General features: G+C 62.1%; 20 protein-coding genes. 11 read left to right on the forward strand and 9 right to left on the reverse strand.

The window, feature by feature from the left end; genetic code table 11:
* The first annotated feature begins 3 nt into the window (after positions 1 to 3).
* The 4 genes from PQQ96_RS09540 to PQQ96_RS09555 are packed head-to-tail and all read left to right on the forward strand — an operon-like array spanning position 4 to position 4186.
* Positions 4 to 945, forward strand: a complete 942-nt coding sequence (locus PQQ96_RS09540; RefSeq protein WP_408291106.1) for a carbohydrate ABC transporter permease — start codon at positions 4 to 6, stop codon at positions 943 to 945.
* Positions 945 to 1856 carry a carbohydrate ABC transporter permease gene (locus PQQ96_RS09545; RefSeq protein ID WP_408291108.1) on the forward strand — a complete coding sequence of 304 codons (912 nt, stop codon included), beginning with the start codon at positions 945 to 947 and terminating at the stop codon, positions 1854 to 1856. The genes PQQ96_RS09540 and PQQ96_RS09545 overlap by 1 nt, the downstream gene beginning before the upstream one ends.
* Before the next feature lie 11 nt (positions 1857 to 1867).
* Entirely contained in the window at positions 1868 to 3076 is a 1209-nt protein-coding gene (locus PQQ96_RS09550) for an ABC transporter ATP-binding protein (RefSeq protein ID WP_408291236.1), read from the forward strand.
* 48 nt (positions 3077 to 3124) lie between these two features.
* Complete coding sequence (locus PQQ96_RS09555; protein ID WP_408291110.1) at positions 3125 to 4186, forward strand: LacI family DNA-binding transcriptional regulator; 1062 nt, start codon at positions 3125 to 3127, stop codon at positions 4184 to 4186.
* 80 nt (positions 4187 to 4266) lie between these two features.
* On the opposite strand, the gene PQQ96_RS09560 is transcribed toward PQQ96_RS09555, so the two are convergent.
* A complete protein-coding gene (locus PQQ96_RS09560; RefSeq protein ID WP_025527708.1) occupies positions 4267 to 5124 on the reverse strand; it encodes a PA4780 family RIO1-like protein kinase in 858 nt (285 codons plus the stop codon).
* A gap of 76 nt (positions 5125 to 5200) precedes the next feature.
* The gene (locus PQQ96_RS09565) at positions 5201 to 6139 is read right to left on the reverse strand and encodes a LysR family transcriptional regulator (RefSeq protein WP_408291112.1); all 939 of its coding nucleotides are present in this window, start codon (positions 6137 to 6139) and stop codon (positions 5201 to 5203) included.
* Positions 6140 to 6263: 124 nt separating this feature from the next.
* Here PQQ96_RS09565 and PQQ96_RS09570 point away from each other — a divergent pair, with 124 nt between their 5' ends.
* The 3 genes from PQQ96_RS09570 to PQQ96_RS09580 all read left to right on the forward strand — a co-directional run bounded on the left by PQQ96_RS09570 (position 6264) and on the right by PQQ96_RS09580 (position 10080).
* Positions 6264 to 7451: a M20 aminoacylase family protein gene (locus PQQ96_RS09570; protein WP_408291113.1), complete on the forward strand. Its 1188-nt coding sequence runs from the start codon at positions 6264 to 6266 to the stop codon at positions 7449 to 7451.
* Between the two features lie 143 nt (positions 7452 to 7594).
* Positions 7595 to 8773 (forward strand): porin, encoded by a 1179-nt coding sequence (locus PQQ96_RS09575; RefSeq protein WP_408291115.1) that lies wholly within the window; start codon positions 7595 to 7597, stop codon positions 8771 to 8773.
* A gap of 14 nt (positions 8774 to 8787) precedes the next feature.
* Positions 8788 to 10080: an MFS transporter gene (locus PQQ96_RS09580; RefSeq protein ID WP_408291117.1), complete on the forward strand. Its 1293-nt coding sequence runs from the start codon at positions 8788 to 8790 to the stop codon at positions 10078 to 10080.
* 10 nt (positions 10081 to 10090) lie between these two features.
* Here PQQ96_RS09580 and PQQ96_RS09585 read toward each other — a convergent pair whose 3' ends face one another.
* Complete coding sequence (locus tag PQQ96_RS09585; RefSeq protein WP_408291119.1) at positions 10091 to 10456, reverse strand: antibiotic biosynthesis monooxygenase family protein; 366 nt, start codon at positions 10454 to 10456, stop codon at positions 10091 to 10093.
* 486 nt (positions 10457 to 10942) lie between these two features.
* Here PQQ96_RS09585 and PQQ96_RS09590 point away from each other — a divergent pair, with 486 nt between their 5' ends.
* On the forward strand, positions 10943 to 12655 hold the full coding sequence (locus PQQ96_RS09590) for a SulP family inorganic anion transporter (RefSeq protein ID WP_408291121.1): 1713 nt from the start codon (positions 10943 to 10945) through the stop codon (positions 12653 to 12655).
* Between the two features lie 31 nt (positions 12656 to 12686).
* Here PQQ96_RS09590 and PQQ96_RS09595 read toward each other — a convergent pair whose 3' ends face one another.
* From PQQ96_RS09595 to PQQ96_RS09605, 3 genes are all read right to left on the reverse strand, one after another.
* Positions 12687 to 13046 (reverse strand): hypothetical protein, encoded by a 360-nt coding sequence (locus PQQ96_RS09595; protein WP_408291123.1) that lies wholly within the window; start codon positions 13044 to 13046, stop codon positions 12687 to 12689.
* A 69-nt stretch (positions 13047 to 13115) separates the two neighbouring features.
* Positions 13116 to 13754, reverse strand: a complete 639-nt coding sequence (locus PQQ96_RS09600) for a LysE family translocator (protein ID WP_408291237.1) — start codon at positions 13752 to 13754, stop codon at positions 13116 to 13118.
* A gap of 240 nt (positions 13755 to 13994) precedes the next feature.
* Positions 13995 to 14888, reverse strand: a complete 894-nt coding sequence (locus PQQ96_RS09605) for a LysR family transcriptional regulator (RefSeq protein ID WP_408291124.1) — start codon at positions 14886 to 14888, stop codon at positions 13995 to 13997.
* Between the two features lie 167 nt (positions 14889 to 15055).
* On the opposite strand from PQQ96_RS09605, the gene PQQ96_RS09610 reads away from it, so the two are divergent.
* Positions 15056 to 15490, forward strand: coding sequence for a VOC family protein (locus PQQ96_RS09610; RefSeq protein ID WP_408291126.1), 435 nt, complete (start codon positions 15056 to 15058; stop codon positions 15488 to 15490).
* 188 nt (positions 15491 to 15678) lie between these two features.
* Here the strand turns inward: PQQ96_RS09610 and PQQ96_RS09615 are convergent, their stop codons facing one another.
* The 3 genes from PQQ96_RS09615 to PQQ96_RS09625 all read right to left on the reverse strand — a co-directional run bounded on the left by PQQ96_RS09615 (position 15679) and on the right by PQQ96_RS09625 (position 19071).
* Positions 15679 to 16986: an MFS transporter gene (locus tag PQQ96_RS09615; protein WP_408291128.1), complete on the reverse strand. Its 1308-nt coding sequence runs from the start codon at positions 16984 to 16986 to the stop codon at positions 15679 to 15681.
* Positions 16987 to 17080: 94 nt separating this feature from the next.
* Positions 17081 to 18040: a dihydrodipicolinate synthase family protein gene (locus PQQ96_RS09620; RefSeq protein WP_408291130.1), complete on the reverse strand. Its 960-nt coding sequence runs from the start codon at positions 18038 to 18040 to the stop codon at positions 17081 to 17083.
* A 137-nt stretch (positions 18041 to 18177) separates the two neighbouring features.
* Positions 18178 to 19071 carry a LysR family transcriptional regulator gene (locus PQQ96_RS09625; protein ID WP_408291132.1) on the reverse strand — a complete coding sequence of 298 codons (894 nt, stop codon included), beginning with the start codon at positions 19069 to 19071 and terminating at the stop codon, positions 18178 to 18180.
* 127 nt (positions 19072 to 19198) lie between these two features.
* On the opposite strand from PQQ96_RS09625, the gene PQQ96_RS09630 reads away from it, so the two are divergent.
* Complete coding sequence (locus PQQ96_RS09630; RefSeq protein WP_408291133.1) at positions 19199 to 20323, forward strand: mandelate racemase/muconate lactonizing enzyme family protein; 1125 nt, start codon at positions 19199 to 19201, stop codon at positions 20321 to 20323.
* Positions 20324 to 20736: 413 nt separating this feature from the next.
* On the forward strand, positions 20737 to 23961 hold the full coding sequence (locus PQQ96_RS09635) for an efflux RND transporter permease subunit (protein ID WP_408291135.1): 3225 nt from the start codon (positions 20737 to 20739) through the stop codon (positions 23959 to 23961).
* The last annotated feature ends 6 nt before the right edge of the window (positions 23962 to 23967 follow it).

Consider the following 23967-nt stretch of genomic DNA (forward strand, 5'->3'; position numbering starts at 1 on the left):
GCCATGCACGCGCTTAAGCTGCAAACCGCCGACTCCCGGCCGCGCAAAGGACCGGCGAAAAAGCCGCTAAAAAAGCGTTTGCCGATAGCAGCATGGGTGGCGTTGTTGCCGATGGTCCTGACTGTCGTGTTTGCGTATCTCGGCACGGTGGTCTGGACCGCGCGCGTGTCCCTCAGCAACTCACGCACGTTTCCTTCCGGCGACTTCGCGGGCCTCACGCAATACACGCGGCTTTTCAATAACGATCGTTGGCTGCTGTCGCTGCAAAACATCGTGATCTACGGTGCGTGCTTTATCGTCGCGTGCATGGTGATCGGTTTGCTGCTGGCAATTTTCATCGATCAGCGCGTGGTCGCGGAAGGTGCATTGCGCACGGTGTTTCTCTATCCGTATGCGATGTCGTTCGTCGCAACCGGATTGGTCTGGCAGTGGATTCTGAACCCGGAGTTGGGTGCGCAGGCCGTGCTGCACAAGCTTGGTTTCGTGCACGCGCGCTTCGACTGGATCGTCGATCAGGACTGGGTGATCTACACCATCGTTATCGCGACGGTGTGGCAGGCGTCTGGCCTCGTGATGGCGCTGCTGCTGGCCGGCTTGCGCGGTATTGACGATGAACTGTGGAAAGCCGCGCGTATCGACGGCATTCCGCGTTGGCGCGTCTATGCGAGCATTGTGGTGCCGATGCTCGGACCTTCGATGTCCACCGCCTTCGTGCTGCTCTTCGTAATGGTCGTGAAGCTCTACGACGCCGTGGTTGCCATGACGCAAGGCGGCCCCGGCACAGCGAGCGAAGTGCCGGCGAAGTTCATCATGGACTACCTGTTCGGCCGCGCGAACATCGGCCTTGCGTCGGCCGCGTCGATTGTGCTGCTCGCGACGGTGTTGGCTATTCTCGCGCCGTTCTTCTATGCACGCAGCCGCGCTGCGTTGCGCAAGGAAGTGTGATGAACACGCTCGGTCCTCCACTGAAGGGCGGCACGCCGAGCCGTACGCGCCGGCGCCGCCGGGCATTTACACCCGCACGCGTCGGTGTCTATGCGTTTCTGCTCACCGCAGCGTTGTTCTTCCTGCTGCCGCTATACGTGATGCTCGTCACATCGGTCAAACCGATGAGCGAGATTCGCCTCGGCAATCTGCTCGCTTTTCCCACGCATTTCACACTCGACGCTTGGAGCGCCGCGTGGCAGTCCGCCTGTACGGGGCTCGATTGCAACGGCATTCAGGTCGGCTTCTGGAATTCAGTGCGTATCGTCGTGCCGAGCACGGTGTTGTCGATCATGGTTGGCGCGGTGAATGGCTATGCGCTGTCGTTCTGGCGGCCGCGCGGGGCCGGGCTGCTGTTCGGCATACTGCTGATGGGTGCCTTCATACCAGTGCAGGTGATGGTCTATCCGCTCGTGCGCGTGCTCGCGAGCGTGCATCTATTCAGTTCGCTGCCGGGTATCGTAGTGATTCACACCATCTTTGGCATGCCAGTGATGACGCTGCTGTTTCGCAACTACTACGCGTCGATTCCGCAGGAGCTGTTCAAGGCCGCGCGCATCGACGGCGGCGGTTTCTGGCGCATCTTTTTGCAACTGATGTTGCCGATGTCCACGCCGATCATCGTCGTCGCGGTCATCATGCAGGTGACCGGCATCTGGAACGACTTCATTCTTGGGCTGGTGTTTGCCGGCACGAAAAACCTGCCGATGACGGTGCAATTGAACAACATCATCAATACGACGACCGGCGAGAGGCTCTATAACGTCAACATGGCGGCGACCATTCTGACTTCCATGGTGCCGCTGGCGGTCTACTTCATTTCGGGCCGCTGGTTTGTGCGCGGCATTGCGTCCGGCGCCGTCAAGGGATAGGTTGATTGAGCATGACAAACCTGGTGAATGGGGCGAACGCGGTGGTAAATGCAATGGCAAATGCGGCAGACGTGGCTAACCCGGCAGATGCTGCGGGCCTCGGCAACGTGGCTGACACCGCGGGTCTATCGAATCCAGCCAACGTATCGGTGCGCAATCTGAAGATCCAGCTCGGCGCGAATACGGTGATCGAGAATCTCGATCTCGACGTGCAGGCCGGCGAGTTTGTCGTCCTGCTAGGCCCCTCGGGTTGCGGCAAATCCACCTTGCTGCATAGCATCGCGGGTCTGATCGATGTGACCGACGGCAGCATCGAGATCGCGGGCGAAGACATGACCTGGGCCGATCCGAAAGATCGTCGCATTGCGCTGGTGTTTCAGTCGTACGCGTTGTATCCGACCATGAGTGTCGAGCGTAATCTGTCGTTTGCGTTACGCATCAACGGCACGCCGAAGACAGAGATTGAGCGGCGCGTCACTCGGGCGGCCGACATGCTGCAACTCGGCCCGTTGCTCAAGCGCAAGCCAGCGCAACTCTCGGGCGGGCAACGGCAGCGCGTGGCGATCGGCCGCGCGATCGTGCGCGAGGCCGACGTATTCCTGTTCGACGAGCCGCTGTCGAATCTCGACGCCAAGTTGCGCACCGAATTGCGGCGTGAACTCAAGCAGTTGCACCAGCGTCTGGGTGCGACGATGATCTACGTGACCCACGATCAGGTCGAAGCCATGACGCTCGCCACGCGTATGGCCGTGATGCGCGGCGGCGTGATCCAGCAGTTCGGCACGCCCGCCGAAGTCTATGCACGGCCGAACAATCTGTTCGTCGCCACGTTTCTGGGCTCGCCGGCGATGAATCTGCTCAAGGGCACACTAGAGGCGCGTGACGGCTCGCTAAACTTTTGCACGGCGCATTTGCGGCTCGATGTGTCGCACTATCCTTTCAAAAACCTGCCGGTGGATCGTCTGCCTTGCGTGCTCGGCGTCCGGGCCGAAGACGTGCACGTGGGCGAGGGCTCAAGCACAAAAATGAGCGAGCGTGCGAACATTTCACTGATCGAGCCGATGGGCAACCACCGTGTCATCTGGCTCGACTATCATGGAGTGCAAATCGCGTCGATCGACCAGACGAAGACGCCGGTGGCGATAGGGGGTGCCGCGGCGTTCTCGTTCGATGGCGCGCATATTTCGCTGTTCGAGGAAGAAGGCGGCGCGCGGCTATAGTGACCGGACGCAGCGTCGTTGCATACAACAGGCTTGACGGAGAACCGCGTGGCAACACTCAAAGATGTCGCGGCACTGGCCGGCGTCGGCATGTCGACTGCCTCACGAGCCATTTCCGGTAAGGGACCCATTTCAGCCGATGCCGCCGCGCGCGTGAAAGCGGCTATCGAAGCGCTGAATTTTCGGCCGTCGTCCATCGGCCGCGCGATGGCGACGCAATCGCTCGGCATGATCGGTATTTTCGTGCCGACCTTCTTCGGCTCCTATTACGGCACGATTCTCAAGCAGACCGACACCGAACTGCGCGCGGTGCGCCGCCACGTGGTGGTGGCGACCGGCTGCGGGGAAGTGTCGCCGCGCGAGCAGGCCATCGAGGCGGTGCATTTTCTGATCGGCCGCGATTGCGACGGTGTGGTGGTGATCAGCCACGATCTGCACGACGAAGATCTGGACATGCTGCATCGCATGCATCCGAAGATGGTGTTTCTGAATCGTGTGTTCGATCAGTTGCCGGAGGCGTCGTTTTGTGCGGATCATCGGCGCGGGGGCGAACTGGCGGCGCGCACGCTGCTCGATCATGGGCATCGGGACATCGCCGTGATTTCCGGGCCGTTCAGCGCTTCGGACAATCAGGCCCGGCTCGAAGGCTTCTTTGCCGAATTGTTGCGCGAAGGCATCGCACGTGACGATGTCACGCTGATCGAATCGGACTTCTCGCCGGAAGGCGGCTACGCGGCCGCGCAGAAGCTGCTCGATTCGAAGCGGCGCTTCACAGGCCTTTTTTGCGCGAACGACACCATGGCGGTGAGCGTGCTGGCGCGCTTCCATCAGGCTGGCATTGCCGTGCCGGATGAAGTCTCCGTGATCGGCTATGACGATGATTATTCGGCCGCCTATGCCGCGCCTGGACTCACCTCGGTGCATATCCCGACGGCGGAGTTGACGCAAAACGCGGTGCGCTGGCTGGTCAATCAGTGTTACCGGACCTCGTGGGAGATCTTTCGCGAGTTTCCGGTGAGCGTGACGATGCGGGAGTCGGTGGGGCCGGCACCGGGTGTGGCGGCTTCGTCGATCAAGGTGAAGGCGGTCAGCTACAGCAGCGCGTCGTAGCCTCTTTTCGGAGCGGCGCGCGGGTGTGCCGGACCGCTCATTGACCGCTTACGCGTTGCGCATGGGGGCTTGCTTGGGTCTCAGGTCCCGCTGCGCAACGACTGTTCGTAGCGCAGACGCGCTTCTTCGTCGAGCCGCGTGTCTTCGAGTTCCTGGAGCACGCCTTCGAGATCGATCGGCGTGGTGTCCTGTTCGACACGCCCGGTCAACCTGGCATCCACGTGCAACGCGCCCGCTTCGTACAGCGACCAGATCTCCTTGCCGTAGCTCGTATCGAGCAGAGCGGGTGCGAAGCGGCCGAAATACGTGGCGAGGTTGTTCACGTCGCGCTCCAGCATGGCCGGCGCTTCCAGATTGCCGGCGGCATCCACGGCTTGCGGCAGGTCGATGATCACCGGACCGTCTGCGGCGAGCAGGATGTTGTATTCGGACAGGTCGCCGTGAATCATGCCGGCGCACAGCATGCGCACCACCTGGTTGAGCAGCAGCGCGTGCAACTCGAGCGCGCGTGCTTCGGTCATCTCGACATCGTTCAGGCGCGGCGCGACGTCGCCGTCCGCATCGGTCACCAATTCCATCAGCAAGACGCCGTCAGTGCAGATGAAGGGCTGCGGCACGCGCACGCCCGCGTTGGCAAGCTGGAACAGCGCATCGACTTCCGCGTTCTGCCACGCCTGTTCCTGCACTTCGCGGCCATAGCGGCTGCCTTTCTCCATGGCGCGCTGCTGGCGGCTGTTCTTGACCTTGCGGCCCTGCTGATAGGACGCGGCCTGACGGAAACTGCGCTGTTTGGCGTCCTTATAGACCTTCGCGCAGCGCGTGGACTCGCCGCTGCGGACCACGTAGACGGTAGCTTCCTTGCCGCTCATCAACTGCGAGATGACTTCGTCGATCAGGCCTTCTTCGACCAGCGGGAGCAGGCGTTTGGGTGTTTTCATGCGGCCGCCGGAGCGCGGTGGGCGGCTGAAAGGCCAGGTGCGGCCGGACGTGCGGGGAGAGGGTGCGAAATTCGGATCATGCGGGATTATAAGGGGTGATGGAGTCCTGCCCCACCGGCCCCCTCAACAACGGCCCAATTGCCTCCTCGATGCAGTGGACGAAATATTCCGCCGGCCGTGTCAGTTGGGACTCTTGCGGCGACATCAGATACAACTGCAACGGCGGCGGCGCGACCGGCAGCGCGAGGCGCGTGAAGCTCTGCCCGAGCAAGGTTTCTTCGAGCGAATGCGTGGTCCACGCGAAGATCGCGTCGGTGCTGATCGTCAGGCTGTAAAACAGCGCGTACGACGTGCAACGCGTGATCCGCCGGGGCGGCGTGAGCCCGGCGCATTCGAACATCGCGCGGATAAAGCCCGGGTAGTTGTCCGTCACGTCGGTGTGAATCCACTCGGCTTCCTGCACCGCCTCGAGCGACGCCGCGTCTGCATAGGGACTCTGCGCGCGCGTCACGAATACGGTTTCGAACGAGACCATCCGCTTTACGCTGCCCAGATCGCTCACCGGTCGCGCGAATGCGGCGAACGCCAGATCCAGCGTGCGATTGCGGAGTTGCTCGTGCAACTGGTTGAAACCCAGTTCGCGAAACTCAAGTGTCACCATCGGCCAGCGTTTGCGAAATTCGACGAAGGCCTCGGCTAGCCCCGTCGTGCCGACAATCGGCGTGATGCCGATCACGAGGCTGCCGTCGCGCAGCCCCTTCAGATGCGCCATATCCTCCTCGGCGCGCTCCATCTCGCGCACCACGGTGCGCGCCCGGCTCACCAGCGCCGCGCCTTCGGCCGTGGGTACGACGCCCCACGGGTTGCGCTCCAGCAGCCGCACGCCGAATTCCGTCTCCAGTTCCCGCACCGCCTTCGTGATGGCCGGTTGCGTCACGTACAACGCTTTGGCCGCGCCGTTGATGCTGCCCGTCGAGGCAATGGCAACCAGTGCTCGCAGATGATGAATTTTCATGATGCGGAATATAGCACTGGCAGTTATGCGCATCAAAATTTGTGCTTATTTGTTTTCGGGTCTGATCTTTACGCTTTGCTTCGACGGTTGCGAAACGACAGCCGGCTTAATCGGAGCACAACGAATGACGCATTCTTTTCCCCAGCTTCTCGCCGAACTGCGCGAGACCGAACACGAATTCATTTCGATTCGCCGCGATATCCACGCGCATCCCGAACTCGGCTTTGCTGAAACGCGCACCGCCGAACTGGTCGCACGCAAACTCGCGGAGTGGGGCTATGACGTGACGACGGGTGTCGGCGGCACGGGCGTGGTCGGCCAACTGCGGCGCGGCACGTCGAGCCGCACGGTCGGACTGCGCGCCGACATGGACGCGCTGCCGATTCAGGAAGCCACCGGCCTGCCGTACGCGAGCACCGTCGCGCAGACCATGCATGCGTGCGGCCACGACGGCCACACCGCGATCCTGCTGGCCGCCGCGCACTGCCTCGCTAGCCGGGGCGAATTCGACGGCACGCTGAACGTGATCTTCCAGCCCGCGGAAGAGGGCTTGGGCGGTGCCTCGAAGATGATCGCGGACGGTCTCTTCACGCGTTTTCCGTGCGACCAGGTGTTCGCGCTGCACAACGCGCCCGGCCTGCCGGTCGGCCATTTCGCGCTGCGCCACGGCTGCATGATGGCCTCGTCCGATACGGTGACGATCACCGTGACCGGCAAGGGCACGCATGGCGCGATGCCGCAGTTGGGCTGCGATCCGATCGTCGCGGCGGCCAACATCGTGCTGGCCTTGCAATCGATCGTCGCGCGCAACATCGAGCCGACCCGTGCAGCCGTCGTGACGGTCGGCGCGATCCATGCCGGCACCGCAGCCAACGTGATCCCCGAAACCGCGACGCTGAAACTCTCGGTGCGCGCCCTCGATTCGGAAACACGCGACAAGGTCGAGGCGCGGATCCGCAGCATCGCGCAGTTACAGGCGCAAACCTACGGCGCTACGGCTGAAGTCGACTACCGGCAGATCTCCCGCCCGCTCGTCAATCATCGCGGCGCGGCTGACCTCGCGATCGAAACCATCGAAGCCCTGGTAGGCCCCGAGGGGTACACGCTCATGCCCGATGCGGTGATGGGCAGCGAAGACTTTTCGTGGATGACCGAAGTGGTGCCGGGCTGCTACGTGGTGCTCGGCAACGGCGTCGACTCGAAAGGCGGTTGCGCGGTCCATAACCCGGCATACGACTTCAACGACGCGGCGATCAGCTGGGGCGCTGCTTACTTCGTCGGACTCGCCGAGCGCTGTTTGAGCGTGCGCTGAGCGCTGCTCGAGCCTTGCTTGAGCGCCGCCTGAGCACGGCCCGCTCGCCGGGTTTTGATCAGGCGTCCAGCGCGCCGAAATCTTCAGTTCCGTTTTGCACTTCATTTCTAGACATCAATGGCATGCGAGGAGTAGGGAGACCCATGAAAAAATGCATCGCAATGAGCGCGGCACTGCTGACGCTCGGCACTAGCACGGCGCACGCCGAGCCGTATCAGGTGACCTTGCTGAGCGCACTGCCGGAGTTCAACGGCAGCCTGCGCGAAGGTGTGGCGCTGTACGGGTCGGTCGATATGGGCATTAACTATCAGACCGTGGGCGGCAAGTCGCTGGTGCAGACCCAGAGCGGCGGCGAATGGACCTCGAAATTCGGCATCTTCGGACGGGAGGATCTAGGCGGTGGCCTGCGCGCCGAATTCAATCTGGAGAACGGCTTTCTCGCCAATAGCGGCGCCATGCAGGACAACACCTCGTTCTTCAATCGCGAGGCATGGGTGGGGCTGAATTCGTCGACTTATGGCCGCGTGCGTTTCGGCAAACAGATCGGCACGGGTTTGCCGCTTTTCGTCGATGTGTTCGGCACGGTGGGCACCAACTCGGCATATACGTGGCTCGGCACGGCTGTCGTGCAGACGCCGAAGGGCTTCGGCTACAACAGTGACCTCGGCGCCGGTGCGACGCAACTGGCCGCGCGGGTGAACAACGCGATCACTTACCTGTCGCCGAGCTTCGCGGGTTTCAGTACGGAACTGATGTATGCGCCGAGCAACGTGGCCGGGCAGTCGCCAACCGCGGCGGCGCAGGGCGCGCTGTTGCAGTGGTATGACGGCACGACTTACGTGACGGGCACCTACAACCAGGTGTGGAGCGCAACCGGAACCGGTGGCACGACCACCGTGCGCAACGATCTTTACGGCCTCGGTGTGGTGGTCGACACTGGCAAGATCGTGCTGTCCGGCGCGTTCAACCAGTACGCGCCGAAGCTCGCCAACGACGGCATCGCGCGCGTCTATACGCTCGGCACGATCTGGCCGGTCGGGCGCAACGCGTTCCGCGCTTCGGTGGTGTATCGCGATACGTCCGGCGTGCACGACTCGGCAAATAATCTCGCGAAAGATTCGGCATTCGGCGTGATGCTTGGCTACGACTACACCCTCTCCAAACGTACGGGGCTTTATGCGCGCGCCGGCTTCATCCGTAACTACGGCATTTCCACCGTACTGCTGAACAATAATCCGCTGCCGACACAAAGCGGCAGCACCGCACCGGAACTCGGCACGACGCCGGTCACCGTGTCGCTGGGCATGTATCACAACTTCTAGGCGCGAGTTTCCCCATGAATGCAATCCAACACACCGCTGGTGCTGTCGCGACCGAGCTGACCGATGTGAATGAGCGCCACGCGTCGCGCCGGACTGTCGTTGCCGCGGCACTCGGCAACGGCCTCGAGTTCTTCGACTTCACGGTCTATAGCTTCTTCGCCGCGCTGATCGGCAAGCTGTTCTTCCCGGCCGGCAGCGACGTGGGCGCGCTGATGATGTCGCTTGCAACCTTCGGCGTCGGCTTTGTCGTGCGGCCGCTCGGCAGCATTGTGATCGGCGCGTATGCCGACCGCGCGGGCCGCAAGCAGGCCCTCGTGCTCACCGTTTCGCTAATGGCGCTCGGCACAGGCATGATCGGCCTCGCGCCGACTTACGCGACGATCGGTCTGGCAGCGCCGGCGATCATCGTGCTGGGCCGTTTGCTGCAGGGCTTTTCGGCGGGCGGAGAAGTGGGCGCGGCGACCACCTTGCTGATGGAGTCGGGCAGCGCGGGGCGGCGCGGTTCGCTGGTGAGCTGGCAGATGGCCTCGCAGGGCGGCGCGGCGCTGGTTGGCGCGCTGGTGGCGGCAACGCTCTCGCGCAGCCTGTCGCACGAGGCATTGCTTGCATGGGGATGGCGCGTGCCGTTTCTGATCGGGCTGCTGATCGGTCCGCTGGGTTTCTATCTGCGCAAGCATCTCGACGAGACCTTGCCGGCCGCGCATGCAGCGAAAGCGGCTAAGCCTAAAGCTCGCATCGAATGGCGGCAGATCGTGGCGGGCACGATGCTGGTGATCGGCGGCACCTCGTCGATGTACGTGATCGTGTTTTTCCTGCCGTCGTTCCTGACGATGACAACCGGCATGCCCGCTGCGGTGTCGCTGCTGGCCGGCTGCACGGCCGGCCTCGTGTTGCTGGTCGGCTCGCCGTTCGCTGGCCGTCTCGCGGACCGCATGCCGCGTCGCAAGACTTTGCTGTACGCGGCGTCGGTGGTATCCCTGGTGGTGCTACTGCCGGCGTTTCACGCGATCAAAACATGGCCGTCGATCTACACGGTGGTGCTGGTCGTATTCGTGTTGATCGGCTTGATGACGCTTTCGAGCCCAGCGGGGTTCGTGCTGATTCTCGAAGCGTTCAAACCGGAAGTGCGGGCGACCTCGCTCGGCATCATCTACGCGTTAGGCGTGACGCTTTTCGGCGGCTTCGCGCAGTTGATCGTCAGCGCGTTGTGGCGCATGTCGGGTAGTTTTTACGCGCCGGCGTGGTATGTGCTGGCGTGCGGGCTGGTGAGTTTCGCTGGGGTCGTGCTGTTCAAGGAAGCGAAATAGGGCTGCACTTTCATGGTGCGGGCGACGCGGCTTGCGCGGGCGGTCCATCGTGTGTTCGATGGGCCGCTGCAGGATGCGCGAAGCCTGCATCACCATAAGTGCGCAGCACTTCAGCGATGATCACCTGGTAACCATCGAGCCAGTTTGCCTGCGCCGCCTTCGCTTCCAGATGCGCGGGGTGCTGCATCAAAGCCTGCAATGCGTCGAGCGACGCCCAGTAGTACACATTCGACGTCAGTCCAGTCGACGCGTTCTCCCAAGCCTCTTCGCCGAGATAGCCGGGAATGGCCTTGGCGGCGGTGGCGATGGTCTCGTCGAGCCGGTAGAAGCGTTCGTCTAACTGCCTGGTTGCGAAGATGAAAGTTGACGTGTACATGGCGTAACCGGTTTGTAGGCGGGCAAAGGTTTGCGCATCATAGCGCGTTGTGTCGAGCGCGCTTTTTTCTCCACCAATTGCCGTGTTTTCAGGTGTATTCTCGCGGACCGTACCCCGTGCGATAGTAACGACGTTGTAATACTCCGCAACAGTGTTTTGCGTTTTCCCTCATTCAATTCGCACGCCAATCGCTTAAACTTGGCAGTAACAATTTGTTACGGGGTGCGAGATGTTGGCCGTGTTCATCATCGCCTGTCCAATCGGCATCGCCGCGTTGTTCGGTTTCGCGCGGCATGTGGATCCGCTGACAGGGCAGTTCAAGCGTTAAGCCAAAGTGGGTCGGTTTCAGTGGCGCTTTCAGTGGCAAGTTAGACGCCATGGCCGGTTTTTACCCGTTTCTTTAGCCGATTAAAGCCGCAAGCCTTGCCTTTGTGTGCCGAGTCACGGCACGATGCGCGATAACCTTAGTTCGGGGCACCATCGCGCATGCGAGATTTTCTGGCAAACATCACCACACGCCTTGGCGTACTGAAGGGCGTACTTCCTCTAAGCCGTGCCGCGGCGGCGCGCGATGCGCTGGCCGGCGTGCAAGTGGCGTTCATGGATATTCCGCAGGTGCTAGGCTACGCGCGCATCGCCGGCATGCCTGCCGTTACGGGCCTTTACACCGTCTTTCTGCCGCTCATCGCGTTCGCATTCTTCGGCGCATCGCGGCACCTCATCGTAGCGGCCGACTCCGCCACCGCCACCATTTTCGCCAGCCGGCTCTCGACCATGGCTCCGGCATCGAGCGCCGAGTATGCGGCGCTCGCCGGGATGGTCGCGTTGCTCACCGCCGCGCTCCTGTTCATCGCACGGATCTTCAAGCTCGGTTTTCTCGCTGACTTTCTCTCGCGTACCGTGCTGGTCGGCTTCCTCGCCGGTGTCGGCGTGCAGGTCGGCATCGCCATGCTGGGCGACATGCTCGGCATACCCGGGCATGGCGCGAGCAGCGTCGCTCAACTTGCGCTCGTGGTGCGCGAATCGGCGCAGATCAATCTGCCGACGCTTGCCATCTCCGCGCTGGTGGTGGTCGCCATTCTGGTGTGCAAGCGGTTTTTACCACGCGTGCCGGTGCCGTTGATCGCGGTGGTGGTGGGTATCGCTGCAAGCGATGTTTACGGTTTCGCGGCACACGGTATTGCCATATTGGGGCCGGTGGCCGGCGGACTGCCGCCGTTGCGCATGCCTTCGGTTACGTGGCAACAGATGCTCGATCTGCTGCCGGTTGCCGCCTCGTGTTTCGTGATGATCGTCGCGCAGAGCGCCGCCGCGAGCCGCGTATTCGCCGAGCGCTATCACGAAACCGCCGATACCAATGCCGATCTGCTGGGTATTGCCGCCGCCAACGCCGCCGCGGCGTTTTCCGGCGCCTTCGTGGTGAACGGCAGCCCGACGCAAACCGCTATGGCCGATCGCGCGGGCGCGCGCAGCCAGTTCGCGCAGATCGTATTCGCGCTGGTGGTGGTCGTGGTGCTGCTGTTTTTCAGCCGTTTTCTGCAGTACCTGCCGCACTGCATTCTGGCCAGCATCGTGTTTACGATCGCCATCGGCCTGATCAATCTGAAGACGTTGTTTTCGATTCGCCGCGAAAGTCCCGGTGAGTTCACGCTGGCCGTGTTCACCGCGGCGGCCGTGGTGCTGATCGGTGTCGAGCACGGCATTCTGGTGGCGGTGGCGTTATCGCTGCTGCGACATGTGCGGCATAGTTACCAGCCGCACACCATGATTCTCGTGCCCGGCGAAGGCGGCATCTGGGTGCCGGTGCCGGCCGCGCCCGGACTCCAGACCGCGCCGGGGCTGATCGTCTATCGCTTCGGCGCCGATCTGTTCTACGCGAACGACCACTTTTTCGTCGACGACGTCCGCAGCCTGGTCGACCATGCGCCAAGCGCGGTGCGCTGGTTCGTGATCGACTCCGGCGCGATCACCGACCTCGACTATTCGGCGGCGCGTTCAGTCGGCGAGTTGTGCGAGACGCTAAAGAACCAGGGCATCGAAGTGATCTTCGCGCGCGTGAACCGCTATTTGCGCTCGGATATGGACCGGCACGGGATCGCGCCGATCGTTGGAGCAGAATGTATTTTCAGCACCCTGCATGAAGCGCTGCGCCTGGCAGGCGTGGAGCAGCCTGGTACGCAGGTTAAGGGCGCATCGTGAACATCTGTTTGGCCTGACGCGGGGGATTGCTTCAGGTCTGCGACTCTTCGTCGGCAAAGAAGTAGCCGATAAAAAAGCATGCGCCGGCGACCAGTGCGCCAAGCACGGCCACCGTGAAAGCGAGCGCTGTACCGTGCCAAAGACGGTCGAACCACTGATGAAGTTGCGCCATCAGCACTTCCGCGGTGCCGCCGATGCGCTGCAATTCGATCTGGTAGCGCGGGTCCGCGATGCCGTACATGGAGACGGCGTCGTCGGGCGCCGGGGCCATTGCATAGATGATCGCCGCCGCGATCAGACTGGCGAGCAGCGCGACGGCGCCCGCCAGATACAGCCGCTTTTGTAATGGCGAGCGCTTTGCTGCCGGATTCAGGTCATTACCACCGCTCATCGTGTCCGCGTGTCCGCTCGAGTCATCAGGGTGACAGTATCGCAGAGCGGACGCGCTCCGAAGGCGCGGCTAGCTTTTCGAAGTGAGCAGCTTGATACCGGCAATGCCGAACATGATGGCCAGCGAGCCATCCAGCCAGCGACGGATCGCGACGTAGATGCGCCGTGCGGACGCGGTTGAAAACAGCACCGCGTAGCTGCTGAACACGGATACGCCGATCACCATGCAGCCGAGCACGACCGGCGCGGTGTGCGACGTGCCGCTTGCCGGCGACATAGCTAGCGAAACGATCGAGAGCCACACCAGAATCGCTTTCGGATTGGTGAGGTGCAGCAGCAGGCCACGCAGATAGAGCCGTTTGAGCGGTTCGCCTTCGCGTGCGGTATTCGCGGGCAGCTTTTCTGCGCTGAATGCGGAGCGCGCGGATTTGAAGCCGAGCCACAGCAGATAAAGTCCGCCGGCAATCTTGATCGCCACCAGACATTCCGAGTAAGTGGCGAGTACCGCCGACAAACCGAGCGACGCCAGCAACGCCCAGAAAAACGAACCGGACACCACGCCAAGCGCGAAGGTGAGCGCGGATTTCCTGCCGGCGCTCATGGCGAGCGACATGATCGCGAGATTGCTCGGCCCCGGGCTCGCCGTGCCGACGAAGTAGGCGCTATAGGCGATCAGGACATCGGCGGTGAGGAAGGAACTGGCGGTCATGTTGTATACCTCGGCGGCAGGCAAACCGTGCCACTCGTTGCGGCACAGGCGAACAGCGCGGATCGATGCGCGAACGACGATTCTGCTCGCCCGCGTGCCAATCTCACAGATACAGTTGATGGCCTGTGCAACAGCACAATCGTGCGTTTGCCGGCTAACCCAGCCAACCCAGCCAACCCAGCCAACCCAGCCAACCCAGCCAAGACAGCCAAGACAGCCAAGACAGATGAAGCCGCTCATTCAGTCCGGTCGCACCACTCCAGCCCCCGCCGCGGCACCGATACACTCGGCCAGTGCCCCCGCTACCGCCTGGCGGCTGTGCCGGGGACGCTGCACAAGCCCGATTTCACGGTCAAACGTCGCATCGCCGAGTTCGAGTGCGGTGACGTTGGCGGGCCACTTGCCGAGCCCCGCCGTATTCGGAATCAGCGCCACGCCGATGCCGCGCGCGACCAGTTGCGCGATACCTTGCAACTCGTCCAGTTCGATGACGTCGTGCACGTTCAGCCGTGCGCGCCGCAGAAAGCGGTCGACCAGCCTGCCGCCGAACGACCCGCGGTCATAGCGGATGAATGGTTCGCTCATGAGCAGCTCGCGCCAGGACCGCTTGCTCCGCGCAAGCGTCCTGGGCACCAGCAGCACGAAAGGTTCGGTGACGAGCGTGCGCCATTCGAGTTCTGACGGCAGCGCGAACGGCGGCTTGATGATCACGGCGAGATCGAGTTCGCCCGAGTCCACCTGTCCAAGCAAACCCAGCGACACGCCCGGCACGACGCGAATCCGCCAGCCAGGGCGGTCGTCGCGAAAGCGGGCCAGCGCGTCGGCGAGAAACGACACTTGCGCGGACGCGATCGCCCCCACCCGCAGCATGCCGCTTTCGGCCCCGCCCGCGCCTCGTTCCGAGAGCCGTGCGTACAGCGTCATCATTTCTTCGGCGAGCGCGAGCGTTTCGCGGCCGGCGTCGTTGAGCGTGGCGGAGCGGCCCGTGCGGTCGAACAGCGCGAATCCGAGCTCCGTTTCGAGCCGCTGCATCTGCGCGCTCACGGCCGATTGGGTCAGTCCGATACGCGCGCCCGCGCCGGAAAACGTGCCGTGCTGGCTGACGGCGATAAAGGTCTTGAGTTCGCTGAGCATCGTCGATTGATCGATTTTGGTGTTGGTCAGATCAAATATATATCGTTTTTCACCATTTTTAGTCATGGTTAAAATTGGCCTCACGCGTGTGCCTTCATGGACCGCTTCATTAGCCGCTTGATTAGCCGATACACGAGCCCACTTTCCTTCCTGCGAGTTTTCCCATCATGAGCGTTGCCGAAACCGTTTTGCCGCCGTTCCATCTGGCGTTTCCTGTCCATAGCCTCGCCGCCGCACGTGAGTTCTATGGCGAGTTGCTCGGCTGTCCGGAAGGGCGCAGCTCGCCGGATTGGGTCGACTTCAACTTCTACGGGCACCAGATCGTCGCGCATCTTGCGCCCGAGGAAATCGGCCACCGTCAAACCAGCAAGGTCGACGGCGACGCGGTGCCGGTGCGCCACTTCGGGGCGGTGCTCTCGATGGACCAATGGCAGGCCGCAGCGGACAAGCTGCAGAAGGCCGGCATCGACTTCATCATCGAACCGCACGTGCGATTCAAGGGTGAGGTCGGGGAACAGGCCACGATGTTCTTCCTCGATCCGTCGGGTAACGCGCTGGAATTCAAGGCGTTTGCGGATATGTCGTCGTTGTTTGCGAAGTGATACGCGTGCCGCGATGTCGGCGAATCAGATTGCGAACCAGGTTGGCTAAATAAGCCAGCGGTTCCAAATAGGAAGGCCGGTCAACTTTGATAGTTGACCGGCCTTTTTGTTGTTCGACACCGATGCGCCCGAAACCGATGCACCCAAAACAAAGCGCCGAAAACCAAACCGGCCCAAACAAAACCGCCTCAGCGATTCACCAACCTCGCCGGAATGAACACCAGAATCAGCACGGCGGATAAAGTCAACGTGCAAGCCGTCAGCACGAGCCCGGACGCCAGCGTATGCGTGTAGCCCTTGAGCCAACCGATCACCGTCGGACTGATAAAACCCGCCAGGTTGCCGGTGCAGTTGATCAGCGCGATCCCCGCCGCCGCGCCGCTGCCGCCGAGAAACGCGGTGGGCAGCGCCCAGAACATCGGCAGCGCGCTAACCACGCCGGAGACGGCCAGTGTGAGCCCGATCATTGATAGCAGCGAACTGTCACCGTTGGCCGCGCACAGGCTGAAGCCGCACGCCGCCACCAGTGCGGGCACGACGACATGCCAGCGCCGCTCGCGCGTGCGGTCCGCGTGGCGGCCCACCGTGATCATCGAGATCAGCGCCACCGAATAAGGAATCATCGTCAGCAAGCCGATCATCAAAGGATCGTCGATCCCTGTGCCGCGAATGATGGTGGGCTGCCAGAAGCCGATCGCGTACGAGCCCATGACCACGCCGAACAGCACGAGGCACAACAGCCAGACGCGCGCCGACCCGAACACGGCGCGCACCGAGCCATGCGTGCGCACCACGGCGTCGGCATCGATTTCATCCTGAATCAGGCGCTTTTCTTCGCTGCTGAGCCACTTTGCATCGGCCACACGATCGTCCAGGCAACGATAGATGACGAAGCCGAGCACAAGCGACGGCAACGCTTCGACGATGAACAGCCACTGCCATCCTTCGAGTCCCCACGTGCCGTTGAAGGCGTGCATCAGATAGCCGGACAGCGGGCCGCCGAGCAAACCGGAAACCGGAATGCCCGCCATCAGCAAAGCGGTCATCTTGCCGCGCCGGTGTGAGGGAAACCAGTAGGTGAGGTACAGGATCATGCCGGGAAAGAAGCCCGCTTCGGCGACGCCGAGCAGAAAGCGCACCACGTAGAACATCAAGGGCGTGTGCACCCAGGCCGTGACCATCGAAAGCAGCGCCCACGTAATCATGATGCGAGCGATCCAGCGCCGCGCGCCGAAGCGATGCAGCAGCAGGTTGCTCGGCACCTCGAACAGGAAGTAGCCGATGAAAAAGAAACCGGCGCCGAGGCCGTAAGCCGCTTCGCTGAAATGCAGGCTGCTGAGCATTTGCAGTTTCGCAAAGCCGACGTTGACGCGATCCAGATAAGCGACCACGTAACCGACGAACAGCAGTGGCATAAAGCGCCACGCGACGCGCCGGAACAACTGATCGGCCGGGTTCGCGTCGACGGTGGCAGGGTAGGACGTTTGGGTCTGCAAGGGTTGTCTCCTGGCCCGCCGTGCTGGTTGTTTTGAAGGCTGGGGCGGGCGAACGATGTGAGAGTGTACGGGCAGGCGAGCCGCGTTTCCATGGCTAGGCGGGGCTTGTCTCCTGAAGGTCGGCGGCGAGCGTCGACGCGTCTTCGATTTCGAAGCCGATGTGCGTGAGCGCCTGTTGGAGTTCGTGTTGTTGTGCGTCGTCGAGTTCGATCAGTGGGGGGCGCATCGTGGTCCATTGCGGATCGCCCGATTGCCACGCGATGGCGGCCTTCATCGCGGCGATGATCGGGTAACGCTGGAATATCGTGCGCGTGTCGTTGAGCCGTTGCTGCTGATCGGCGGCATCCGCTTCGCGCCATGTTTGTGCGAGGCGGACGATTGTGGCCGCGTTGACGTTGCCGGTCGCCGTGATGCACCCTGCGCCGCCGTGCTGCATGGTCGGCAGCAGCAGCGTTTCGGTGCCGGCAAACACATCAAAGCTGGCGCTCTGGAATTCCTGCAGCAGCGCAGCGGTGTGATTCCAATCGCCGGAACTGTCCTTGATGCCGGCGATCACGCCGGGATAGCGCATGAGCAAACGCTCGATCAATCCGAAGCTGATACCGACCTGAGAAACCGGCGGGATGTGATACAGGTAAACGCGCAGGCGAGCATCGGCTACAGCTTCGATGACTTCGGCAAAGCCGCGAAACAGACCTTCGTCGCTCACGCCCTTGTAGAAAAACGGCGGCAGCATCAGCACACCGGCGCAACCGCTGTTCACCGCTTGGCGCGTCAATTCGATCGCATCGGGCAGCGCGCAGGCGCCCGTGCCCGGCATCATTAGTTCGGGCGGTAAACCGGCGTCGAGCAAAGCGTCGAGTAGCGTGTGCTTTTCGCTCACCGTCAGCGAGTTCGCTTCGGAGTTTGTGCCGAATACGGCCAGCCCCACGCCCTGGCGCAGCAGCCAGCGGCAATGTTTGACGAAGCGGGCGGGCGAGGGCGAGCGATCGGCGTTGAACGGCGTGAGTACCGGCGACAGAACGCCGCGTAGGCCGGGCGTGGGCGTGCTCATGGGAATGTCTCCTTCGATGTCCATGTAGGTCGCGTCCGTGAATGCCCGGCATGCCGGTGCTAAGCATTCAGGCGCCGACGCAGTATTGCGTGACCTGGAACCGCGAAGAAGCGCGAGCCGCTTGCTTCAAACGTTAATTATTTTTGTGTCTCGCCGGGTGTGGCGTTCAGTTCCTGCGCGGCCTTCAGGAATGCGTGGACGAGCCGCATGCGCGCCGACGAGCGGCCCCACAACAAGCCGACCACACGCTTTGGAAACGCATGCGGCAACGGCCATTTCGCGAGCGAGAGACCGGAGAAACGCGTCATCAGCCAGTCCGGTACCAGCGACACGCCGAGCCCCCGGTCCACCATCACCGCGATGGCATCGAGCCCGTCGAGCTCGCAGCGCTGATGGGGCTGGATGCCGTGCTGCCGCAAATACCCGTCGGCCAACTGCCCGCCGACCACATTGCGGTCGTAGCGTACGAAGGGCTCGCGTTGCAGCACGGCGTGCGGGTCGTCGACCTGCATCGACGCAGGCGTGAGCAGCACCAGTGGTTCTTCGCGAAACGTGTGCCAGTCACAGCTTTTCGGCAGATCGAAGAGCGGCTGAACCAGCATCGCCGCATCGAGATCGCCGCTCACCACTTTGCGGTAGAGGTCGACCGAGTTGCCCGGTTCCAGATAGATATCGATCTGCGGATGCCGCGCGAGCAGCCCGGCCAGCACATCGGGAATCACGCTTGTCATCATGGTGGGCGTGCCGCCCAGCCGCAGTTGACCCGCGAGTACCGATTCGTCGTTCAGGTCGGATTTCAGGTCGCGGATATCGTGCAGCACCGCGCGGGCGCGCTCCAGAATGCGCTCGCCCGCTTCGGTCGTGCCGACGGTGCGGCCCGAGCGGCGCACCAGCTTTGCGCCGAGTTCCTGTTCGAGCATCTTTACGCGTTGCGCGACCGCCGCGGGCGTCAGATCGAGCCTGCGCGCGGCTTCCGCGATCGACCCGAGTTCGACCACATAGACAAAGCTCTGCAGATAGCGCGAGTCCATCGAATAGAATTTTTATCTTTTGAAGAAGCCAAAGGATACTGTTTTTGACGCCTCACGGCTATCACACTTCGATCTCACCGAACGCGCATCAGACGCGGACGGCCCGCAAAAATGGAGGAGTGTGGAAATGCCAAGGATTGAATCGGTATCGGTTTGCGCAGCGGGTGTGCCGCTCGATCGCGTGACCTCGTTTGCAACGCGCACGGTCTCGACGCGTCACTATGGTCTGGTGAAAGTGCGCTCGACCGATGGTGTGGAAGGAATCGGCTTCTGTTATGTCGGCAGCGCGGGGGGCGAACTGCTGCGCGTGGCCGTCGAACAGTTGCTGGCGCCGGTGTTGATCGGCAAGGACTCGTATGCGGTGGAGGGCCTCTGGCAGGCGATGTATCAGGAGGCGTTACTGCAAGGCCGTGCCGGCACCGTGATGCGCGCGATCAGTATTCTCGATACGGCGTTGTGGGACCTGAACGCGCGCAGCCACAACGTGCCCCTGCACAAGTACCTCGGCGCCGTCGAACTCGATACCGTGCCCGCGTATGCGAGCGGTGGCTACTATCTCGACGGCAAGTCCGCGGGCATGCTCGGCGAAGAAATGGCGAGCTATGTCGAGATGGGGTTCAAGGCCGTGAAGATGAAGGGCGGCCGCCTGTCGCCACGCGAAGAAGAAGCACGCGTGCGCGCCGCACGCGAGGCGATCGGCCCGGATGTCGAACTGATGATCGACATCAACAACGGCTGGACCGATACCACTCAGGCCTTGCAGCATCTGCGGCGGATCGAGCAATACGATCCGTACTTCGTGGAAGAGCCTTTTTCCCCTGACGATATCGACAATCACGCGCGCCTCGCCAAGCTGACGCGCGTGCCGGTCGCGACAGGCGAAATCGGGTATGGCCGCTGGTATCACAAGGAACTGCTCGACAAGGGCGGCGCGGCGATCCTGCAAACCGATGCGGTGGTGTGTGGCGGCATCAGCGAATGGCGGCGGATTGCGGCGACTGCGGCGAGTTACGGTGTGGTGATGTGCCCGCACTGGTTCCATGACGTGCATGCGCCATTGGTTGCGGCCACACCTAATGCGCGTTACGTCGAGTACTTCTGGGACGACCAGGTGCTCAATTTCCGTCGCCTGATCGATCGTCAACTCAGCCACAGGAACGGGCGCATCGTGTTGCATCAGACGCCGGGTCTCGGCTTCGATTTCGACGAGCGTGAGGTCGCGAAGGTCGGCAAGTGGACGGTGATTAGCTAGGCTCGCCTTGAACGCAATGTATTTGAAATAATAAAAACAAAGCGTAAGGTATTTGCATTGCGCAATTTAATCTAACGGCATATCTCGCGGCAGTTCGGCGAGATATGTCTTTAGTTATACCCTTAAAAGCGCTTATCTCCCTCTCATCAAACGTTTGCGCAGCCCAAGCCTGAGTACGTTTGAGCGGAGGCTAATCCTTACATTAGCCTTCCTGACAAATTCGCCATTTTCGCGCCATGCAGGCGTTGGTACTATCGATCTAGCATAGCTACTGTTTCACCGGGAGAAGCGCGGGCATTGGCCCCGGCAACATGTCTTCATGTTTGCCGGCTTCAGCATGTCGAATGCTGAAACAGCGCGATCTTCGGTCACGGCGATTCAATTCCTTACCTGCATTCTCTCGGGCGCGTTTCATGTGGATCGTCAACGTTGCGCTTAAGCGGCCATACACGTTCATCGTGATGGCCATTCTGATCTTGCTGGCGACACCATTCGTGTTGTTGACCACGCCGGTCGACGTATTGCCGGAAATCAATATTCCGGTAGTCAGCATCATCTGGAACTACGCGGGCTTGTCGGCTGAGGACATGGCCAACCGCATCACGTCCGTCAATGAGCGCAGTCTGACCACCACGGTCAACGACATCGAGCACATTGAATCGCAGTCGCTGCAGGGCATCACGATTCTCAAGATCTTCCTGCAGCCGAACGCCAATATCCAGACCGCGATCGCGCAGACGGTGGCCGTCGAACAGGCGCAGCTCAAACAGATGCCGCCAGGCGCCACGCCGCCTTTGGTGATCAGTTATTCGGCCTCCAGCATTCCGGTGATCCAGCTCGGCTTGTCGAGTCCGAAGCTCTCCGAGCAGGCGCTCAACGACACCGCGCTGAACTTCCTGCGCCCGCAACTGGTAACGATTCCGGGCGCCGCCGTGCCGTATCCGTACGGCGGCAAATCGCGCCTGATCTCGGTCGACCTCGACACGCGTGCGTTGCTCGCCAAAGGCTTGACGCCTTCGGATGTGGTCAGCGCGTTCAATGCGCAAAACCTGATTCTGCCGACCGGCACGGCGAAGATCGGGCCGAAGGAATACACGATCAACATGAACGGCTCCCCCGCCACGGTGGAGGGGCTCAACGATATTCCGGTGCGCACGCTCAATGGCGCGACGACGTATCTGCGTGAAGTCGCTCACGTGCGCGACGGCTTCTCGCCGCAGACCAATATCGTGCGGCAGGACGGACACCGTGGTGTGTTGATCTCGGTGCTGAAGAACGGCAGTGCATCGACACTCTCGATCGTCAATACGTTGCATGCCCTGCTGCCGAACGTACGCGCCGCGTTGCCGCCGGACCTGAACATCACGGCCTTGTTCGACCAGTCGGTGTTTGTGAAAGCGGCCGTGCAGGGCGTGGTGCGGGAGGCGGTGGTCGCCGCCGCATTGACTGCTGCGATGATTCTGCTGTTCCTCGGCAATTGGCGCAGCACCTGCATCATCGCGATTTCGATTCCGCTGTCGATTCTGTCCTCGCTGATCGCGCTGCACGCGCTTGGGCAAACCATCAACATCATGACGCTGGGCGGCCTGGCGCTGGCGGTCGGGATTCTGGTCGACGATGCGACGGTGACGATCGAGAATATCGAACGGCATCTGCATATGGGCACGAATCTGCACGATGCGATTCTCGACGGCGCCGGCGAAATCGCGGTTCCGGCGCTGGTCTCGACGCTGTGTATCTGTATCGTGTTCGTGCCGATGTTCTTCCTGACCGGTGTCGCGCGTTATCTGTTCGTGCCGCTTGCCGAAGCGGTGGTGTTCGCGATGCTCGCCTCGTACATCCTGTCGCGTACGCTGGTGCCGACGCTGGCGATGCTGCTGATGGGCCACGCGCATAAGCCCAAGGCCGGTGCCAGGCCGAGTATGTTCAGGCGCATCTACTTGCGTTTCGACAGCGGTTTCGAGCGCATGCGGGCTGCTTACATCGTGATTCTCAGCAGCGTGCTGGTGCGCCGCGGTATGTTCGGCAGCGTGTTTCTCGGTTTCTGTGTCGTCTCGATGAGTCTTGTGTTTGTGCTCGGCGAGGACTTCTTCCCGAGCGTCGACGCAGGCGACATTCGTCTGCACATGCGTGCGCCGACCGGCACCCGCATCGAGGAAACCGCGCGTCTCGCGGACGAAGTCGAGAAGGTGATCCGCGAGGTCGTGCCGCCTCAGGAACTCGCCACGATTCTCGATAACCTCGGCTTGCCCTATAGCGGTATCAACCTCTCATATAGCAACGCGGGCACGATCGGCACGCTCGACGGCGAAATTCAGGTGGCCTTGAACGAGGATCACAAGCCGACGCAACGCTACATGGACAAACTGCGCACGATCCTGCCGCAGCGCTTTCCGGGCGTCGAGTTCTTCTTTCAGCCGGCCGACATCGTCACGCAGATTCTCAACTTCGGCCTGCCCGCCGCCGTCGACGTGCAGATTGCCGGTGCGGATCAGCAGGGCAACTTCGACATCGCGCGCAAGTTGCTGAAACAGGTGCGGATGATTCCCGGCACCGTCGACACCCACATCCAGCAGAAACTGGACGAGCCTGCGATCAATCTTCAGATGGATCGCACGCGCCTGCAGCAGCTCAATCTGAGCGCGAGCAACGTGGCGCAGAATGTGCTCATTTCGTTGTCGGGCAGTTCGCAGACGTCGCCGGGGTTCTGGTTCAACAACAAAAACGGTGTGGAATACAGCGTCGCGGTGCAAACTCCGCAGTATCAGATTTCGTCGATCGATGAATTGTTGCGTACACCGGTTTCAGGCTCCGCCAACGGGCCGACGCAATTGCTCGGCAACCTGGTGCGGGTCTCGCCGCAGACTCAGTTCGCGGAAATCACGCACTACAACATCAGGCCGGTGATCGATCTGTACGTGAGCGTCGAGAAGCGCGACCTGGGCAGCGTGGCGAATCAGGTCGACAAGCTCGTCGATAACGTGCGGGCCTCGCTGCCGCGCGGCAGTCAGATCACGGTGCGCGGCCAGGTGCAGACCATGCGCAGTTCGTTCTTCGGTCTGGGCCTTGGCGTGGCGATGGCGATCGTGCTGGTCTATCTGCTGATTGTGGTGAATTTCCAGTCGTGGGTCGATCCGCTGATCATCATTAGCGCCTTGCCCGCGGCACTGGCGGGCATCGTCTGGATGCTGTTCCTGACCGGCACGCATTTGAGCGTGCCCGCATTGACCGGCGCGATCATGACAATGGGTGTCGCCACCGCCAACAGTATTTTGATGGTGTCGTTCGCGCGCCAGCGGCTCTCCGCCGGGGCACCGCCGCTCACCGCCGCGCTCGAGGCTGGCGCAAGCCGGATCAGGCCGGTGCTGATGACCGCGTTCGCGATGATCATCGGCATGATTCCGATGGCGCTGGGTCTTGGCGAGGGCGCCGAGCAGAACGCGCCGCTTGGCCGCGCGGTGATCGGCGGGCTGCTGTTCGCCACCGTCTCCACGCTGTTTTTCGTGCCGCTGGTGTTCGCGGCTATTCATACCCGACTCGCGCGGCGCCACCGCGACGATGACGACACAGACACGATGGGCGGCCACGGCCATGACGGCCCCGCGCCGGACCACGGCGGCGCTGGCAAACCCGCGTAACGTTAA

Source organism: Paraburkholderia sediminicola (assembly GCF_046027825.1).
Lineage (GTDB): Bacteria > Pseudomonadota > Gammaproteobacteria > Burkholderiales > Burkholderiaceae > Paraburkholderia > Paraburkholderia sediminicola_D.

Coding starts and splice junctions, on each gene's coding strand:
- PQQ96_RS09565 (WP_408291112.1), bottom strand. CDS start 6,139: ATGAAAATTCATCATCTGCGAGCACTGGTTGCCATTGCCTCGACGGGC.
- PQQ96_RS09590 (WP_408291121.1), top strand. CDS start 10,943: ATGCGAGATTTTCTGGCAAACATCACCACACGCCTTGGCGTACTGAAG.
- PQQ96_RS09585 (WP_408291119.1), bottom strand. CDS start 10,456: ATGTACACGTCAACTTTCATCTTCGCAACCAGGCAGTTAGACGAACGC.
- PQQ96_RS09635 (WP_408291135.1), top strand. CDS start 20,737: ATGTGGATCGTCAACGTTGCGCTTAAGCGGCCATACACGTTCATCGTG.
- PQQ96_RS09540 (WP_408291106.1), top strand. CDS start 4: ATGCACGCGCTTAAGCTGCAAACCGCCGACTCCCGGCCGCGCAAAGGA.
- PQQ96_RS09550 (WP_408291236.1), top strand. CDS start 1,868: ATGACAAACCTGGTGAATGGGGCGAACGCGGTGGTAAATGCAATGGCA.
- PQQ96_RS09595 (WP_408291123.1), bottom strand. CDS start 13,046: ATGAGCGGTGGTAATGACCTGAATCCGGCAGCAAAGCGCTCGCCATTA.
- PQQ96_RS09620 (WP_408291130.1), bottom strand. CDS start 18,040: ATGAGCACGCCCACGCCCGGCCTACGCGGCGTTCTGTCGCCGGTACTC.
- PQQ96_RS09580 (WP_408291117.1), top strand. CDS start 8,788: ATGAATGCAATCCAACACACCGCTGGTGCTGTCGCGACCGAGCTGACC.
- PQQ96_RS09600 (WP_408291237.1), bottom strand. CDS start 13,754: ATGACCGCCAGTTCCTTCCTCACCGCCGATGTCCTGATCGCCTATAGC.
- PQQ96_RS09570 (WP_408291113.1), top strand. CDS start 6,264: ATGACGCATTCTTTTCCCCAGCTTCTCGCCGAACTGCGCGAGACCGAA.
- PQQ96_RS09560 (WP_025527708.1), bottom strand. CDS start 5,124: ATGAAAACACCCAAACGCCTGCTCCCGCTGGTCGAAGAAGGCCTGATC.
- PQQ96_RS09605 (WP_408291124.1), bottom strand. CDS start 14,888: ATGCTCAGCGAACTCAAGACCTTTATCGCCGTCAGCCAGCACGGCACG.
- PQQ96_RS09545 (WP_408291108.1), top strand. CDS start 945: ATGAACACGCTCGGTCCTCCACTGAAGGGCGGCACGCCGAGCCGTACG.
- PQQ96_RS09630 (WP_408291133.1), top strand. CDS start 19,199: ATGCCAAGGATTGAATCGGTATCGGTTTGCGCAGCGGGTGTGCCGCTC.
- PQQ96_RS09625 (WP_408291132.1), bottom strand. CDS start 19,071: ATGGACTCGCGCTATCTGCAGAGCTTTGTCTATGTGGTCGAACTCGGG.
- PQQ96_RS09575 (WP_408291115.1), top strand. CDS start 7,595: ATGAAAAAATGCATCGCAATGAGCGCGGCACTGCTGACGCTCGGCACT.
- PQQ96_RS09610 (WP_408291126.1), top strand. CDS start 15,056: ATGAGCGTTGCCGAAACCGTTTTGCCGCCGTTCCATCTGGCGTTTCCT.